This window comes from Pseudomonas nitroreducens, assembly GCF_014204515.1.
Taxonomy (GTDB): domain Bacteria; phylum Pseudomonadota; class Gammaproteobacteria; order Pseudomonadales; family Pseudomonadaceae; genus Pseudomonas; species Pseudomonas nitritireducens_A.
The window spans coordinates 14066-30160 of the sequence record NZ_JACHLI010000014.1 but is presented as its reverse complement, the minus strand read 5'-3'; the positions used below and the strand labels follow the sequence as shown (position 1 = coordinate 30160).

The following is a 16095-nucleotide window of genomic DNA, read 5'->3' as shown; positions in this document are numbered from 1 at the left end:
GGGGTGAGGGGATTCAGCCAACGCAGGAATATCCAGTCACTCCACGAACCTCACCCGCAACAGATACTTCAACGAAGCCTCCAGCGTCTGCCCATGGCTCATGCCGTCGAAGGCATGGAACTGCGCCGTCACACCGGGTACGCGACCGAGGTCTTCCACCAGTTGCTGCGCCGCGCGAGGCGCGCTGGGGGTGATGTCTTCGCGGGGCCTGAAGGGCTCCTGGCCGCCACGCATCAACAGCAGTTGCACGGAGTGCCCGGCCAGGCGCTGGGCGAAGCCGTCCTGCTCCTTGAGGATGGCGCCGTCGCCCCACCAAAGCGAAGGGCTCGCCGGAGCGTAGAAGCTGAACTGCTGCGGTCGGGTGAGCAGCGCGTGAAGCGCCAGCAGGCCGCCGTAGGAGTGGCCCCAGAGGGTCTGCTGCGAGCGGTCGATGGGCGCCTGGGCGGCCACGGCTGGCAGCATCTGGTCGCGCATCAGGTCGAGGAAGGCGTCGGCGCCGCCGCTGGGGTCGCCGGTGAGCGGGTCCTTCTGCTCGGCGAGCTGCGGGCGTGGCGGGGTGTAGTCGCGGGTGCGACCGCTGCGGTCGATGCGCAGGGGCGTCTGGTAGCCGACGGCGACCAGCAGCGGCGCCTTGCCGTCGTTCAGCTCGGCCAGCAGCTTTTCATCGAGGGCACCAATGGCGGCGTTGCCGTCGAGCATCCACACCACTGAGTAGCCGGCGGCGGGGGCGGGGCGATTGGGGCGGGCGATCCACAGCTGGTAGTGACGCTGTCCGTCGGCGGAGTCCAGTTTCAGCTCGCTGAAGCGGTAGGCCAGGTCGCTGCGTTGCAGCAGGTGGGTATCCATTTTCTGGTCGGGGGCAGGCGCGGCGTGCGCTGCCAGCCCCGGCACGGCGAATGCCAGTGCCAGGGCGAGGAGGCGAGATATCATCAGGCTTTTTCTCGTTCTACGAATCAGAAGGACGCGGTGAGGCTGGTGTACAGCGTGCGGCCCGGTTCGTTGTAGGTCGCGGCACCGGCGCCCTCGATGTTCGCCACGCCCTGGGCGTTGCCCTCGCGGAACAGGCGCTTGTCGAAGACGTTGTCGACGCCTGCGGTGAAGCTCAGGTTCTTGGTGAACACATAGGTGCCGCTCAAGCCGGCGATGGCGTAGGGCGAGAGCTGGTTGTTGGCGCTGCCGGTGACGCGGTCGCCGTGGTAGTCGTACTTCTTCGGCTTCTGCTTGCCGTACCAGGCGACGCTGGCCTGCAGCGAGAGGGCGTCGGTCGCCTGCCAGTCGAGCATGGAGTTGAGGGTGTACTTCGGCGTTACCGAGAGCACGTCGCCGGTTTCCTTGTTCTTGGACTGCAGCATGTAGGTGAAGTTGTTGCTCCACTTCAGCTGTTCGTTCAGCGGGATGGTCAGGGTGCCTTCCAGGCCCTCGACCAGCGCCTTGGGCACGTTCTCCCACTGGTAGATCGACGCGTTGGCGTAGCTGCCGGTGCCGCCGCTGGCTTCATCGATGGGCGACAGGCCCGACTCGATCTTGTTCTTGTAGTCATTGCGGAAGTAGGTCAGGCCGGCGATCAGACCGTCGCGGTTGAACTCGATGCCCAGCTCCTTGTTGACGCTGGTTTCCGCCTTGAGGTCCTCGTTGCCCTGCAGGTAGCAGCTGGTGGTCTGGCCGTAGCAGCCCTGGCCGCGGCTGTAGAGCAGGTAGTCGGAGTTCAGCTGGTACAGGTTCGGCGCCTTGTAGGCGCGGGCGATGCCGGCCTTCAGGGTGACGCTGTCGGTCAGCGCGTGGGACAGGTTCAGCGACGGGCTGAAGTTGTCGCCGACGATGCTGTGGTGGTCCCAGCGCAGGCCCGGCGTGAGCATCGTGCCGGGCAGCAGCTCGATGTTGTCCTCGGCGAACAGCGACAAGATCTGCGCCTGCGAGCTGGTGTCGCGGTTGCTGCTGGTCAGGCCCGGCACCGAGCCGCCTTCGCTGGTGGTCTGGGTGTTGGCGCTGGGGTCGTCGAGCTTCTGCTGCACCCACTCGCTGCCCAGGGTCAGGGTCTGGTCGCGCCAGGCGTGCAGCGGCAGGTTCAGCTCGCCGTGGGCGGTCAGGTCGCGCAAGGTCGCGGTGTAGAAGTCGGTGTTGCTGAAGATGCCCTCGGTGCCGCCGGCCAGGCCTTCGTTGATGCGGCTGTTGCGGGTCTTCTCGTACTGCAGGTAGGCCATGGAGCTGCCGAAGTCCCAGTCGCCGCGATGGGTGATCGAGTAGTTCTCGCGGTACATGCGATTGGTCTCGTGACCGAGCATGGACTTCACGTTGGCGTTGCTGTTGGTGTTCTGCGTATCGCCGGTGTAGATGTTGCCCTGGCGGCTGAAACCGGCCTCGAAGTCCAGCGTCTGCTCGGGCGTCAGGTGCCAGCTGAGCAGGCCGTTGACGTCCTTGTTGCGCACGCCTTCGCGGCCGGCGGGAAGGGTGCCGACCTGGTTGCCGGTACGGTTGGACTCGTGGCCCTGGTTGATGTCCCAGTCGTCCGAGTCGGTCTTGGCGACGTTGCCGTAGATGCGGTAGCTCAGGCTGTCGGTCAGCGGGCCGTTGAGGCCGAAGGTCATGCGCTGGGTGGCGCCTTCGTCGCTGTGCTGCGGGAAGTTGCTGTAGACGGTGACGTCGCCGTGGGTTTCCTTGCCGGCCTGCTTGGTGATGATGTTCACCACGCCGCCTGCCGCGCCGTTGCCATAGCGCGCCGCTGCCGGGCCGCGCAGCACTTCGATGCGTTCCACCTGGTCGGCCGGTACCCAGTTGGTGTCGCCGCGCGAATCGCGTTCGCCACGCCAGCCGTAGCGCACGGCGTTGCGGCTGGCGACCGGCTTGCCGTCCACCAGGATCAGGGTGTTCTCCGGGCCCATGCCGCGGATGTCGATCTGGCGGTTGTTGCCGCGCTGGCCGCTGGTGGAGTTGCCGGTCAGGTTGACGCCCGGCATGGTGCGGATGATCTGCGACAGGTCGCTGGCCGGCGGGCGTTTCTTGATGTCCTCGGCGGTGATGATGGACACGCCCGGCATCTGCTTGGCTTCCTCCGCGGCGGTGGCGACGATGGTCTCGCTGTCGAATTCGACAGGCTCGGAATCGGCACTGGCGGCCTGCACGGCGAAGGACAGCAGGCAGCTGGACAGCAGCAGGAAGGGCGGAAGGAACGGCAGCGGACGGGACGACATCGGTGATCTCCGGAGGAGGACGATTACTGGAAGATCACAAATGATAATGACTGCTATTTGCTAGTAAAGCGCATTAACTTTCTAAACACTTGCGGCGGATTGTCGGGCAGGAACTACCGGCAGCAACAGGTGCAGGCACAGACCGGCCTTGGCGCTGCCAGTACCGTTTTCCGCCCAGAGACGCCCATCGGCCAGTTCCACGCCGCGTCGGGCAATGGCCAGGCCAAGGCCGAAGCCGCTGGCTTCGGACGGCTGCAAGCGCTGGTAGGGCTGGAAGATGCGTTCCAGATCCTGCTCGGCGACACCGGGGCCATCGTCGCTGACGCACAGGTGCCAGAACTCGCCTTCGCGCCAGCCGTCCAGGCGCACGCTGCCGCCGCGCGGGGAATGGCGGATGCCGTTGCGCAGCAGGTTCTCGATGGCCTGGGCGAAGCTGTCCAGGTGCACCTGCACCACACAGTCGGTGCCCAGCGAGCAGGGCAGCCGCTCGGCCTCCCAGCCGCTTTCGAAGCAGGCGTCCTCGCGCAGCGCTTCCCACACCGACAGCACCAGCACTGGTTCGCGCTCCAGCTGCGGGCGTTCGGTGTCCATCCAGGCCAGGTCCAGGGTGTCTTCCAGCAGGCGCTGCATGTCGTTGATCTCGCGGTCCAGCCGTTCGCGCAGCTGCTCCGCCGGCAGGTCGCCGTCATGGGCGATGCGCAGGCGCGCCAGGGGCGTACGCAACTCGTGGGACAGGGTGCGCAGCAGCAGGCGTTGCTGGGCCAGGCTATGCCGCAGGCGCTCGGCCATGTGATCGAAGGCCAGCGCCAGTTCGCCCAATTCGTCGCGGCGCTTGGCCAGCGGCGTGCCGGGGCCTTCACTGTCGAGATCGTCGGCGCGCAGGGCGTCGGCACGGGCGCGCAGGCGATTGAGTGGCAGCACCAGATGGCGGTAGATCAGCAGGCCGAGGAGGGCGGCCAGCAGGGTCGGCACCACGCCGTGGCTGAACAGGTGCGTCCAGGGCGTCAGACCGCTGGGCAACAGACGTTCGGGCAGCTGCATGACCAGCCGGCCATGCTCGGGGTGCTGCGGGAACGCGATGCTGACATAGGGCAGTTCGTCCTGCAGGCGCCGGCTCATCGGCCAGTGCAGCATGCGCATGAAGGTCAGGTGGCTGGATTCCTCGGCGCTCAGTGGCGTGGTGCCCAGGCTTTGCAGGTGTGAGCCGATCACCGCGACCCAGGTGTCCTCGGCGGCGGAAAGCTCCCGGCGAAAGCGCTCCACACCCTCGGCGCCCTGTTGCTCCCAGACCCTTTCAGCCTGCTCGGCGTAGCGCGCCAGGTAATCGCGATCGGCTTCGCCAAGGAAATAGGTGCTGCGTTCCAGCGACAGGCCCCAGGTCCAGATCAGCCAGGTCAGCAGCAGGCAGAAGCCGACCTGCAGGGCGGCGAGTTTCCACAACAGCGGATGACGGCGCATCAGTGACGTTCCGCATCCACCAGGATGTAGCCCTGGCCACGTACGGCCTGGATCTGCACCTGCTGCGCGCCGATGGCGGCGAGCTTGCGGCGCAGGTTGCAGACGTGCACGTCCAGCCCGCGGTCGAGCCGCGTATAAGCGCGGTGCAGCACGCTCTGATAGAGGAAACTTTTGCTCAGCGCCTCGCCGGCGTGGGCGTTCAGCGTCGACAGCAGGCGGTACTCGGAGTGCGTGAGGCCCGCGTGATCACCGTTGCGGGAAACGTCCTGCAGCTCATCGTCGAATTGCAATGAGCCCTGGGGGCGCGGTGCCTCGCGAGAGCGATCGAGGTTGACCCGGCGCAGCAAGGCATCGATGCGCGCATCCAGCTCCGCCAGGCTGAAGGGCTTGGGCAGGTAGTCGTCGGCGCCACGGGTGAAGCCGGTGATGCGGTCCTGCTCCGCGCCCAGGGCGGACATCAGCATCACCGGCGTGCTGCGCGCGCGGCGCAGGTCGTCCAGCAGGGACAGGCCGTCCACGCCGGGCAGCAGGATGTCCAGCAGCACCAGGTCGAAGTCGTTCTGGTGCACGGCCACCAGGCCCTGGTCACCGTTCGCGCAGGTGGTGACGGCAAAACCGCGCTGACAGAAATGGCGTTCGAGATCCAGGCGAAGACGGGAATCGTCTTCCACCAGCAGGAGCGAAGGGGACACAGTAGACCTTGATGAGAATATTTAGCATTTGCAAATATCTCATTCCTGTCTGCCAGAAGGCAATGGCGATTTGCCTGACGCCTGTCTGAAACAGCCTCAGACCCAACGCCGCACTCGCCCACAGAAAGCATCGAACTCCGCCCCGAACAACTCGCGCAGCGCTCGCTCCTCCGGGCGGATCTGGAAGCGTCCGATGTACAGCACGAAGGCCGCCACGCCGATCACGGCCAGAGCCGAGCCGAGGAACACGCACCAGCCCAGCAGGATGATGGCGAAGCCCAGGTACATGGGATTGCGTGTGTGCCGGTAGATGCCGGCGACCACCAGGGACGAGGCGGACTCCGGCTTCAGCGGATTGACCGTGGTGCGGGCGCGGCGGAACGACGCCACGCCCGCCAGGCACACCGCGACCCCGGCCAGCACCACCAGCAGGGCCAGCCACAGCCGACCGCCCAGCGGGGCGATCGGGCGTACCGCCAGCCACATCAGCAAGCCCGTGATGGTCGCCACCAGGGGCGGGGGAATTCGGTGTTCCAGCCAATCCATAGCGTTCTCCGGGCCGCTGCGGCCATCTCCAGTGAGGTGACCACACTAGCCCAGATTGCCATCATTGGCGCGGTCGACGTACCGCACGCACCTTGCCGCTGTTGCCGCCGCCGCAGTAGAAACGCTCCCCGCCGTCCGCCTCCAGGCCGGAAACGTGGACGCCCTCGGGCAGGTCCAGCTGCTCCAGGACCGCGCCAGTCTGCGGGTCGATGCGACGTAGCTCGCTGTAGGTCGCTTCCGGCTCCCAGGTGCCGTGCCAGAGTTGGCCTTCGACCCAGGTCACTCCGGTGACGAAACGATTTGAATCAATCGTACGCAGGACTTCACCGGTTTCCGGGTCGATCTGGTGAATCTTCCGGGCGCGGTACTCGCCGACCCAGAGCGAACCTTCCGCCCAGGCCATCCCGGAATCGCCACCGTTGCCCGGCGCGGGAATGCTCGAAAGCACCTTGCCGCTGGCCGGGTCGATCTTCTGGATGCGGCTTTCGGCGATCTGGTACAGGTGCGTGCCATCGAACGCGGTGCCGGCGTGGGCGGGGACTTCGATGGCGCGTTCCAGGCGACCGTCCTTCGGGTCGAGGCTCTGCAGGTGTTCGCCGGTGGCGAACCAGACGCGCTGGCCGTCGAAGGTCAGGCCGTGGACGGTGCTGACGCCGGGGAAGGGGCCGTATTCCTGCAGCACCTGCGCCGGGGATTGCTTGTAAGGGGTGGTCATGGTCTAGCCCTGTGCGTTGTGAGTGAGAGCCTTGAGCCTATTCAAACCCCGAAGGGCGCTGGGAGTAACAAGGTCGTCGCGAATCCCGGAGCGGGCGGCAGAATCCAGCGTCGTGCACGGCCTCGGCCCAGGGCCTGCACCCGGCCATCGGTGGCGAGCGCTTCGAGGGCGCGCTGCACGCTGCGCTGGCTGGTCTCCAGCGCCAGGGCCAGGGCGGAGCTGGACCAGGCCTGGCCGTCGCTGAGCAGCGCCAGCACTTTAGCGTTGGCGTCTTCCCGCAGCGGCGCAAGCACCTGCGGATTGGCGGCCACCAGCCGGTAACCGCGGGCGGTCGATTCGATGGTCGCCAGCGGTTGCAGCAGGCGCCGCAGGCGACCGATTTCCACCCGCAGGCGGGCGCGGTGGCTGTCGTCCGGATGACGGGTGCGGAATACCTTGCCGATCAGTTCCACACGCGCGACATCGCCCGGCCAGGCCTCGGCGAGCAGGCGGGCGAGGGCGAACAGCAGCGGTCGGCGGCCCAGTTCGAGGCTACCGATGCGCTGGCGACAGGCGTCCACCACCAGGGCATCGGAGCGCAGCAGGCGCTCCACGTCGTCCAGTGACAACGCACGTTCCGCCTGCCGGGAGATCAGCCGGGCCGCCGGGGCTTCGAGAAGGTTGCGCGCCTGCTCGACTTCCGCACGCAGGGCAGGAATGGCCGAAGCCAGCGCCGCTGCGGCGGCCTGCTGCAGGGCGCCGCGAGCCACGCCTGCCTGCAATCGGCGCACGGCAATACCGGAGACGATCAGCCAGTGCACCGCGCGCAGGGGCGCCGGCAGCGTGGCTGGGTCGAGAGTGCCCAGTTTCGCGGCGGCCTCGTCGACCCGGCCGATCAGCAGGGCGCGGCGGATCAGCAGGTATTGCGCCTGGGCCGCATTGCTGGTGTCACCGTGGCTGCGCAGCGTCTGCGCCACTTGTTCGAGGGGCTCGCCCGGCCAGTTCAGCTCACGACTGGCCAGCGCCACTTCCGCTTCGGCCACCCGGCAGCGGGCGCGCTCCATGGGCTCGTGGGGGCCGAAGGCGCGCGCAGCCCGGCGCAGCAGGTCGCGCGCGCGGGGAAAGTCGCCCAGCTGGGCCATGGCGATGCCGCGCAAGGCGAGGGCCGGCGGGTCGCCGCGCAGTGCCACGCGGTTCAGCGCGCCCAGCGGGTCGCCCGCCGCCAGTGCCGCGGCTGCCGCCGTGATCAGCGAATCCATGGAAATCCCGCCACCTTTGTCACTCCCATCGACGTCAGCCCGCTGGCTAGTCTAAGGCATGCCCACCCAGCCGCCGTTGGCGCAGGAGACTGCCATGACCACCCACAAGACCGGAACCCGCGAAGAATGGCTGGCCGCACGCCTGGCGCTGCTGGCCGAGGAAAAGGCCCTGACCCGGCGCAGCGATGAACTGGCGCGGCAACGCCAGGCATTGCCCTGGGTGCGCATCGACAAGGACTACCGCTTCGACACCGAACAGGGCCCGGCCAGTCTGGCGGACCTGTTCGCAGGCCGCTCGCAGTTGCTGGTCTACCACTTCATGTTCGGCCCGGACTACGTGGCCGGCTGCCCATCCTGCTCGAACATCGCCGATGGCTTCGACCGCTACGCCAGCCACCTGGCGCACCACGACGTCAGCCTGCTGGCGGTGTCCCGCGCGCCGCTGGAAAAGCTGCTGGCTTACCGCCGGCGCATGGGCTGGAGCTTCCCCTGGGCGTCGTCCCACGGCAGCGAGTTCAACTACGACTTCAATGTGTCCTTCACCGAAGCGCAGCAGCGCGGCGGAGAGGTCGACTACAACTTCCGTCGCGAAGGCCCTGCCACGGGCCCGGCGCCGGAGCCGGTAGTGGCCACCGCCGCCTGCTGCGGTACCGACGTGGCGACCTTTACCCGCGACCTGCCGGGCATGAGCAGCTTCGTCCGCGAGGGCGACAGCCTCTACCACTGTTACTCCACCTACGCCCGCGGGCTGGACGTGCTCTGGGGCCTGTTCCAGTGGCTGGATCGCGCACCGCTGGGGCGCAACGAGCAGGGCAACTGGTGGCGCCGGCATGACGAGTACGGCCGCTGAGGCTCAGCCAGCCTGCGTCGGAACCGGGAACGCCACGCTGACGCACAGGCCGCTGCCATCGGCAGGATCGGTGGCCGCCAGTTCGATGGTCGCCCCGAGCCGGCTGGCGATGCTGCTGACGATCGACAGCCCGAGCCCCGAGCCGATTTCCTGGCTGCCCGGCACGCGATAGAAAGCGTCGAAGACGCGCTCGCGCTCCGCCGCCGGGATGCCGGGGCCGTTGTCGCGCACCTGCAGCAGAATCCTGTCGGCTTCGCGGCGGACCAGCAGGTCCACCTTGCCGCCGGCGGGGGTGTAGCGCACGGCGTTGTCGGCGAGGTTCTTCACCAGGGCCAGCAGGTCGGTCTCGCTCGCGCTGATGGAACAGTCCTCGCCATCCACCCCCAGGTCGATCTGCTTCTTCTCGGCCAGCGGCAGCAGGTCTTCCAGCACGGCACGGTAGATGCGGTGCAGCGAAACCGGTGCGCCACTGATCGGCGCGGCCGCCTGCGCGCTGGCCAGGCTCAGCAACTGGTCGATCAGCTTGCGCCCGCGCTCGATGCCCTGGCGCAGGCGGGCCAACCTTTCCCTGGCCGGCGCCGACATTTCCGCCGCCTCCAGGCGCTCCGCCTGCAGCGAGAGGGCGGTGAGCGGCGAGCGCAGTTCGTGGGCGGCATCGGCGACGAAGCGCCGCTGGGTTTCCATGGACTTCGCCACTCGTCCCAGCAGGCGGTTGATCGCCAGGGCGAACGGGCGGATTTCGGTCGGCAGGGCGCTGGCATCCACCGGCGCCATGTCCTGTTCGTCGCGCTGGTCGATCTGCCCGGCGAGGGTGGCGATGGGGCGGAACAGCTTGCGCACCAGGTCGGCCATCACCAGCAGCAGGACCGGGATGAGCACGATGAAGGGCAGCAGCCCGCGCCAGGCGCTTTCCCGCGCATCGCGCTCACGGCTGCCGGTTTCCTGGGCGATGGCGATACGCTGGCCGCTGGCAGTGGTGCGCACCAGCACGCGGAAGTGCTCGTCGGCGACGCTGACGGTGGACAGCCCGTCCGCCAGGTCGGTGGGCAGGGGCAGCGGCAGGCTGTTGTCGCCCGTACCCGGCGCCCTGGCGCCATCGGCCAGGTACTGCACGACGATGCGGGTCTCCTCGTTGTCGCCAGCGATCTTCGCCGCGTCGTCGGGGTAGTGCAGGCTCATCTGCTGGCGCTCGACCAGCGCGCCGATCTGCCGCAGGGTGTTGTCCTGCAGCTCCAGCGCTTCGTCGTAGGCCGAGGCGAAGGCGAACACGCCGGCCAGCAGCGCGACCAGCAGGATGGTCAGGGACAACGACAGCGAGAGGCGGAACTGCACCGATTCCTTCATTCGCCTTTGCAGACCATCCATCCCATGCCCCTGACATTCCTGATCACCTGGTTGCCCAGCTTGCGGCGCAGCGAGTGGATGAGGAACTCCACCGCGTTGCTCTCGACTTCGTGGCCCCAGCCGTAGATGCGGTCTTCCAGCTCGCTGCGCGAAAGGATCGCGCCGGGGCGGATCAGCAGCGCCTGCAGCAGGCTGAACTCACGATTCGACAACTGCACTTCGCCGGCCTCGGCGCTGCTCGCCAGTTTCGCTACCGGGTCCAGGCTCACCACACCGTTGCTCAACAGCGGCGCGGCGCTGCCGCCCTTGCGCCGCAGCACAGCGCGCATGCGGGCGAGCAGTTCGGCCATCTCGAAGGGCTTGAGCAGGTAGTCGTCGGCGCCGCCGTCGAGGCCGCGCAGACGGTCCTGCAGGCTGTCGCGGGCGGTGATGATCAACAGCGGCACGGGGTTGTACTGGGCGCGGATGCTTTCCAGCACGCCGAGCCCGTCGCGCCCTGGCAGGCCGAGGTCGAGCAGCACCAGGTCATAGGCCTGGGCGGCGAGGGCGGACAGGGCGGTGAGCCCATTGTTCACCCAGTCGACGGCGTAACCGGCGTCGTTCAGCGCGCCTTCGACGGCCTCGCCGATCATCGGGTCGTCCTCGACCAGCAGTATGCGCATGGCTTGTCTCGATAGTTCCGGGGCGTTGTCGCGATCATCTGACGATAGCCCCTGGCGGGGCAACGTCATGGGATTCAGGCCTGGCGCGGGCCCTGCAGCGTATCGAAGACCTTCATCAGGTCATCCATCGCCGCCTGGCAGGCGGCCTGCTGCTGGTGGCTGTCGCGCAGGGCGTCCAGGGCCCGGTCGATGGCCTTGTCGAGGGTGTGCCAGTCGTTCACGGCGCGTGGCTTGAGACCGGCTTCGGCCTCGTCCCAGGCCAGTTCCAGGTCCTTGATCCGCGCCTTGCCCTGGTCCAGTTCGTGGCGCTGGACCATTGCGGTGACGTCGGCGGCGATCTGGCGGAACGCGGAGAGATCACCCAGCGCAGTGGCCTGGTGCTGCCCGGTGCTGGCCGTGCTCGCGGCGGATTCGGGCTTGGAGCAGCCGGCGGCCAGGCCCAGCAGGGCGATGGCGGAGGCCAGGGCGAGTTTGCAGACGGTCTTGCGGATCAGTGGCATGGGTTGGAAACGGGTCATGGAAAATCCTCGGGTAACCGGTTGAATGATGCGGACTTGGTTATTGGGGAAGGCGTTTGTCGCCGTTGGCGCCCAGCTGGGCGAAGGTGACCAGCAGCAGGATCACGCAGAGGAACAGCGCGCTGGTCCAGGTCGCGCCCATGCCCAGGCCGCCATAGGTCTTGGCCTGGGTCAGCAGGTCGCCCAGGGAGGCGCCGAACGGACGGGTCAGGATGTAGGCGGTCCAGAAGCCCAGCACGGCATTGGCGCCGAGTTTCCAGGCGACGAAGGTCGCGGCGATCAGCGCGCCGAACAACAGGGTGCCGACGGTGAAGCCCATGCCCAGGGCCTCGGTGGCGAGGTCGCCGGCGGCGGTGCCCAGGGCGAAGGTGCAGAGCACCGTGGTCCAGTAGAAGAGTTCGCGGCGCGGGGTGACGATCTGCTGGATCGACAGGTTGCGCTCCACCGCGTACCAGACCGCGAAGTTGATCGCCAGGAGCCCGGCGAAGGCGGCGCTGCTGGCGTACAGGCTGACGTCCAGCACATCGGTGAGGATGTCCGTCAGCTGCGTGCCGAGAATGCTCACCAGCACCACGCTCAGCCAGTAGATCCAGGGTGTGTAGGCGCGGGTGCGCAGCTGCCAGGCGAGCGCAGCGCTCAGCGCCACGGCCATGGCGGCAGTGGTGATGGCCAGGCCCAGGCCGGCATCCACGGCGAGGAAGTCGGCGAAGGTCTCGCCGACGGTGGTCGAGAGAATCTTGATGACCCAGAAGGACAGCGTCACTTCCGGGACCTTGTTGAGCCAATGGGCCTTGCTGCTGGGGTTCATGGCGGGCTGCCTCCTGGGGCTGCTGGCGAGCGGTTGGAGGACAGCGTACGGAGGCAGACTTAGATGACACTGAGGGCGGGTGGACAGTCTTCCTGTTGGCGGGCGGCCACTGCGGAGCAAGGGAGCACTCCAAACACGGTCGTCGCGCGCTTCTGATTTATCCGTTCAGTGCATGTCCGGTGCCGGAAACAGATGGGCATGGCCGCTGACGAACAGGTGTACGCGCTCGCCGGGATCGGGGCAGTCCATCGCTGGCACGCGGACCGGAATCGCCGGTTCCGAGTGCGCCCCTTCCAGATGAACCATGACCGTGCAGCGGTCGCCGCCGAAGTCGCTGCCCACCACGGTGCCGTAGCAGCCGTCCGCGCTGCTGGGGAACATCGCGCGGCGGCTCAGGTGCAGCTGCTCCGGGCGCAGCAGCAACTGTCCGCTGGCGTCGGTCGACGGATTGGCCACCTGCACGTTGCCCAGCGGGCAGTTCGCCCAGCGTCCCTGCAGGCGCGCGGAAAACACCAGGGCGTCGCCGAGGAAGGCCGCTGTCTGTCGGTCCACCGGGCGGAAGTACAGGTCCTTCGGCGCGCCGGCCTGGACCAGGCGCCCCTGGCGGATCACTGCCAACTGATCGCCGAAGGACAAGGCTTCCTCCTGGTCATGGGTGACCAGGATCGCCGTGACGCCGGCATCGCCCAGCACCTTGCAAACCGCTTTGCGCATGGCCGCGCGCAGGCCACTGTCCAGCGCCGAGAAGGGCTCGTCGAGCAGCATCAGACGCGGGCTCTGGGCCAACGCGCGGGCAAGAGCGACGCGCTGTTGCTGGCCGCCTGAAAGCTCGTGGGGCCAGCGCCCGGCCATCTCGGCGTTCAGCGAGACCATCTCCAGCAGCTCGTGGATGCGCGCGGTACGCCGCTCCATGCTGCGCGGCAGGCCGAAGCCGATGTTCTCGGCCACCGACAGGTGCGGGAACAACGCACCGTCCTGCGGCACGTAGCCGATGACGCGGCGATGGGCGGGAACGAAGCCGCTGTCGTCCGCCAGGGTCGTGTCGCCCAGGCGGATGCTGCCCAGGTCCGGTACTTCGAAGCCGGCGATCAGCCGCAGCAGGGTGGTCTTGCCCGACCCGGAAGGGCCGACTATGGCCGCACGGCTGCCGGCCGGGACGTGCAGGCTGAAGTTCTCGATGGCCGCGTAGGCACCGAAGAAACGCGAGACGGAGTGAAGTTCGAGGCTGCTCATCGGCCGGCTACTCGCTTGGACTGGTGGTAGAGAAGCCCGGTCAGGGGCAGCGACAGGAGGATCATCAGCAGCGCATAGGGCGCCGCGGCGGCGTAGTCGATCTCGCTGGTCTTCGCCCAGAAGGCGGTGGCCAGGGTCGCGGTGCCGCTGGGGGAGAGCAGCAGGGTGGCGGTCAGCTCATTGACGATGGCCAGGAACACCAGCGCGACGCCGGCCGCGGCACCCGGTGCGGCAAAGCGTAGGGTCACGCCCCAGAGCGCGCGGGCCGGTGAGCGCCCCAGGCTGCGGGCGATGTTCTCCAGCTCGACCGGTGCCTGGGCCAGGCCGGCACGCAGGCTGACCAGGGCGCGCGGCAGGAACATCAGCACGTAGGCCAGCAGCACAGTGAATACCGTCTGGTAAAGCGGCTGGGCATAGCGGATGGTCACGCTGACCAGCGCCAGGGCGACCACGATGCCGGGCAGGGCGCTGGTCACGTAGTTGCTGCTCTCCAGCAGTTTCTGCAGGCGGCTGGGCGCGCGCACCGAAATCCAGGCGATCGGCACCGCCGCCACTGTGGTCAGCAGCGCGCCCGCGCCACCGAGCAGCAGGGTCTGGCCCAGGCAGTTCAGCAGGTCATCCGAGGCCCACACCGCGAGGCCGCCAGCCTTCAACCACTGGCCCAGGGTGACCAGCGGCACGCCCAGCGAGGCAACGCTGAAGAGGGCGCAGAGGATCAACGCGCCGGCCGCAACCGCGCGGCCCAGCCGATACTGCCGTGGCGAGCGCGGGCTGCCGGCGCCCAGCCGGGCATAGCGGGCGCTGCCGCGGGTGGCGGATTCCAGGCTGAGCAGCAGCAGGCAGGCCAGGGCCAGCACGCCGGCGAGCATGTTCGCCGCCGGGCCGCTGAAGGACGACTGGAACTGATCGAAGATGGCCGTGGTGAAGGTGTCGAAACGGATCAGCGCGAACAGCCCGTACTCGGCCAGCAGGTGCAGCCCCACCAGCAGCGAACCACCCCAGATCGCCACGCGCAGTTGCGGCAGCACGACGCGCAGGAACACCTTGAACGGCCTGTCACCCAGGGACTCCGCCACGTCTTCCAGCACCGGGTCGAGGCGCCGCAGCGCCGCTGCCGCAGGCAGATAGATGAAAGGCGAGTAGGCGATCACCGACACCAGCACCGCCGGGAACAGCCCGTGCAGCGCGGGCGCCAGGCTGATCCAGGCGTAGCTGTGGACGAACGCCGGGATCGCCAGCGGCGCAACCACCAGCAGCGACCAGACGCGCCGCCCCGGCAGGTTGCAGCGCTCGGTCAACCAGGCCATGGCCACGCCGTGGAGGACACACAGCGGCACGGTCAGCAGGACCAGCAGCACGGTGTTGCCAAGCAGCTCGCCGACCCGCGGGCGGAATACCAGCTTGGCGATCAGCGGCAAGCCGGCCTGCACTCCAGCGGTGGCCACGAACAGCAGCGGCAACAGTGCAAAGGCCGACACCAGCAGGGCGGCGCCGAGCACCCAACCCTGGCCGGTGCGATTACGCCAGCGCCGCAGCGCCTGGGGAACGGGCGCCAGCCGGGTGCGGCTGGCGTTGGGCGGGTCGAGCTGCTGCGCGGTCACTTAGAACAGGCCTGCCTGGGTCATCAGTTCCACGACCTTGCGGCTGTCCAGGCGGGACACGTCCACCTGCGGTGCGTCCAGCTGTTCCAGGGGAATCAGCTTCGGGTTCGACGGTGCGCCTTCGCCCACCGCGTATTCGTAGGAGGCGCCTTCGCGCAGCACGGCCTGACCCTGGGCGCTGGTGATCCAGCGCAGGAAAGCCTGCGCCTGCTCGGCGTGCCTGCTCGAAGCCAGCACCGCGCCGCCGGACAGGCTGGTGAAGGCGCCGGGGTCCTTGTGGCCGAAGTAGTGCAGCGCCGAGTGGTTGCTGTTCTCGCCGGTCCGGGCCCGGTCGCCGACGTAGTAGTAGTGGTAGATCACCCCGGCGTCGATCTGGCCGGCGTTGACCGCCTTGAGCACCGCATTGTTGCCGCGATAGACCCGCGCGCCGGCCTTCATCGCATCCAGCCAGTCCTGGGTGACCTGTTCGCCCTTGAGCTCCAGCAGCGCGCCGACGATGGCCTGGAAGTCGGCGCCGGCCGGCGAGGCGGCCCAGCGGCCGATCCACTGCGGCTCGGCGAGGTCGAGCAGGGAGGCGGGAAGTTCCGACTCCTTGACCTTGTCCTTGTTGTAGACCAGCACGGTGGAGCGTGCAGCGATGCCGATCCAGCGCCCCTGGGCCGGGCGGAACGGCGCGGCGACCTGGGCAATGGTGGTCGGCGCCACCGGCGCAAGAAGCCCGGCGTTGTCCAGCATCACCATGGCCGGCGAGTTTTCCGTGAGGAACACGTCGGCCGGGGAGGCCTTGCCCTCCTGGATGATCTGGTTGCCCAGTTCGCTGTCGTCGCCGTTGCGCAGCGTCACCTTGATCCCGGTCTCGCGGGTGAAGCCTTCCACCCAGGCCTTGGTCAGCGATTCGTGCTGGGCGTTGTAGATGACGATGCCGTCATCCGGCGCGGCGCCGAAGGCGGCTCCCAGCTCCAGCAACGCCGCGGTTCCCACCGCCAGCCACATCACCCACGAGGCACCGCGCCATTTCATCAATCGCCACTCCAGCAGGTTGTCCGGGGGGCGACTGGCAGCCAATTGGCCAGGGCATCGCCCGATTCTGGCGGCGATCTTCGCAATCGGGGCGTTAAGAAATTGTCATTCTCATTTGGTAGACGCGAACTGTATACATGACAGCCTTGCGACCGAGCCCGTCCAGTGGGACAGTCACTGGTCACGCCGGGCGCTGTGCAGCCCCGTCCATCCATTCGCGAA

15 protein-coding genes are annotated in these 16095 nt (G+C 68.0%); 1 reads left to right on the top strand and 14 read right to left on the bottom strand.

What is annotated here, in order from left to right; all coding sequences use genetic code 11:
* Positions 1–36: 36 nt before the first annotated feature.
* The 7 genes from HNP46_RS17805 to HNP46_RS17775 form a co-directional block, all read right to left on the bottom strand.
* On the bottom strand, positions 37–930 hold the full coding sequence (locus HNP46_RS17805) for an alpha/beta hydrolase (RefSeq protein WP_184591388.1): 894 nt from the start codon (positions 928–930) through the stop codon (positions 37–39).
* Between the two features lie 23 nt (positions 931–953).
* Positions 954–3188, bottom strand: a complete 2235-nt coding sequence (locus tag HNP46_RS17800; RefSeq protein WP_184591384.1) for a TonB-dependent siderophore receptor — start codon at positions 3186–3188, stop codon at positions 954–956.
* An 81-nt stretch (positions 3189–3269) separates the two neighbouring features.
* Entirely contained in the window at positions 3270–4646 is a 1377-nt protein-coding gene (locus HNP46_RS17795) for a HAMP domain-containing sensor histidine kinase (protein ID WP_184591382.1), read from the bottom strand.
* Positions 4646–5338, bottom strand: a complete 693-nt coding sequence (locus HNP46_RS17790; protein ID WP_184591380.1) for a response regulator transcription factor — start codon at positions 5336–5338, stop codon at positions 4646–4648. The genes HNP46_RS17795 and HNP46_RS17790 overlap by 1 nt, the downstream gene beginning before the upstream one ends.
* Before the next feature lie 96 nt (positions 5339–5434).
* Positions 5435–5884, bottom strand: a complete 450-nt coding sequence (locus tag HNP46_RS17785) for a methyltransferase family protein (protein WP_184591378.1) — start codon at positions 5882–5884, stop codon at positions 5435–5437.
* Positions 5885–5945: 61 nt separating this feature from the next.
* Complete coding sequence (locus HNP46_RS17780; RefSeq protein ID WP_184591376.1) at positions 5946–6599, bottom strand: DUF5074 domain-containing protein; 654 nt, start codon at positions 6597–6599, stop codon at positions 5946–5948.
* Between the two features lie 41 nt (positions 6600–6640).
* Positions 6641–7837: a helix-turn-helix domain-containing protein gene (locus HNP46_RS17775; RefSeq protein ID WP_184591373.1), complete on the bottom strand. Its 1197-nt coding sequence runs from the start codon at positions 7835–7837 to the stop codon at positions 6641–6643.
* A gap of 94 nt (positions 7838–7931) precedes the next feature.
* Between HNP46_RS17775 and HNP46_RS17770 the strand changes: the two genes are divergently transcribed.
* The gene (locus HNP46_RS17770; RefSeq protein WP_184591371.1) at positions 7932–8687 is read left to right on the top strand and encodes a DUF899 domain-containing protein; all 756 of its coding nucleotides are present in this window, start codon (positions 7932–7934) and stop codon (positions 8685–8687) included.
* A 3-nt stretch (positions 8688–8690) separates the two neighbouring features.
* On the opposite strand, the gene HNP46_RS17765 is transcribed toward HNP46_RS17770, so the two are convergent.
* The 7 genes from HNP46_RS17765 to HNP46_RS17735 all read right to left on the bottom strand — a co-directional run bounded on the left by HNP46_RS17765 (position 8691) and on the right by HNP46_RS17735 (position 15873).
* Positions 8691–10052 carry an ATP-binding protein gene (locus HNP46_RS17765; RefSeq protein ID WP_184591369.1) on the bottom strand — a complete coding sequence of 454 codons (1362 nt, stop codon included), beginning with the start codon at positions 10050–10052 and terminating at the stop codon, positions 8691–8693.
* Positions 10028–10693: a response regulator transcription factor gene (locus HNP46_RS17760; RefSeq protein ID WP_184591367.1), complete on the bottom strand. Its 666-nt coding sequence runs from the start codon at positions 10691–10693 to the stop codon at positions 10028–10030. Before HNP46_RS17760 ends, HNP46_RS17765 begins: the two co-directional genes overlap by 25 nt.
* A gap of 74 nt (positions 10694–10767) precedes the next feature.
* Entirely contained in the window at positions 10768–11193 is a 426-nt protein-coding gene (locus tag HNP46_RS17755) for a hypothetical protein (RefSeq protein WP_184591711.1), read from the bottom strand.
* Between the two features lie 58 nt (positions 11194–11251).
* Complete coding sequence (locus HNP46_RS17750) at positions 11252–12019, bottom strand: hypothetical protein (protein WP_184591365.1); 768 nt, start codon at positions 12017–12019, stop codon at positions 11252–11254.
* Positions 12020–12184: 165 nt separating this feature from the next.
* The gene (locus HNP46_RS17745; RefSeq protein ID WP_184591363.1) at positions 12185–13252 is read right to left on the bottom strand and encodes an ABC transporter ATP-binding protein; all 1068 of its coding nucleotides are present in this window, start codon (positions 13250–13252) and stop codon (positions 12185–12187) included.
* Positions 13249–14787, bottom strand: coding sequence for an ABC transporter permease (locus HNP46_RS17740; protein ID WP_409372443.1), 1539 nt, complete (start codon positions 14785–14787; stop codon positions 13249–13251). The genes HNP46_RS17745 and HNP46_RS17740 overlap by 4 nt, the downstream gene beginning before the upstream one ends.
* Before the next feature lie 66 nt (positions 14788–14853).
* A complete protein-coding gene (locus HNP46_RS17735; RefSeq protein ID WP_260403196.1) occupies positions 14854–15873 on the bottom strand; it encodes an iron ABC transporter substrate-binding protein in 1020 nt (339 codons plus the stop codon).
* Positions 15874–16095: the final 222 nt, after the last annotated feature.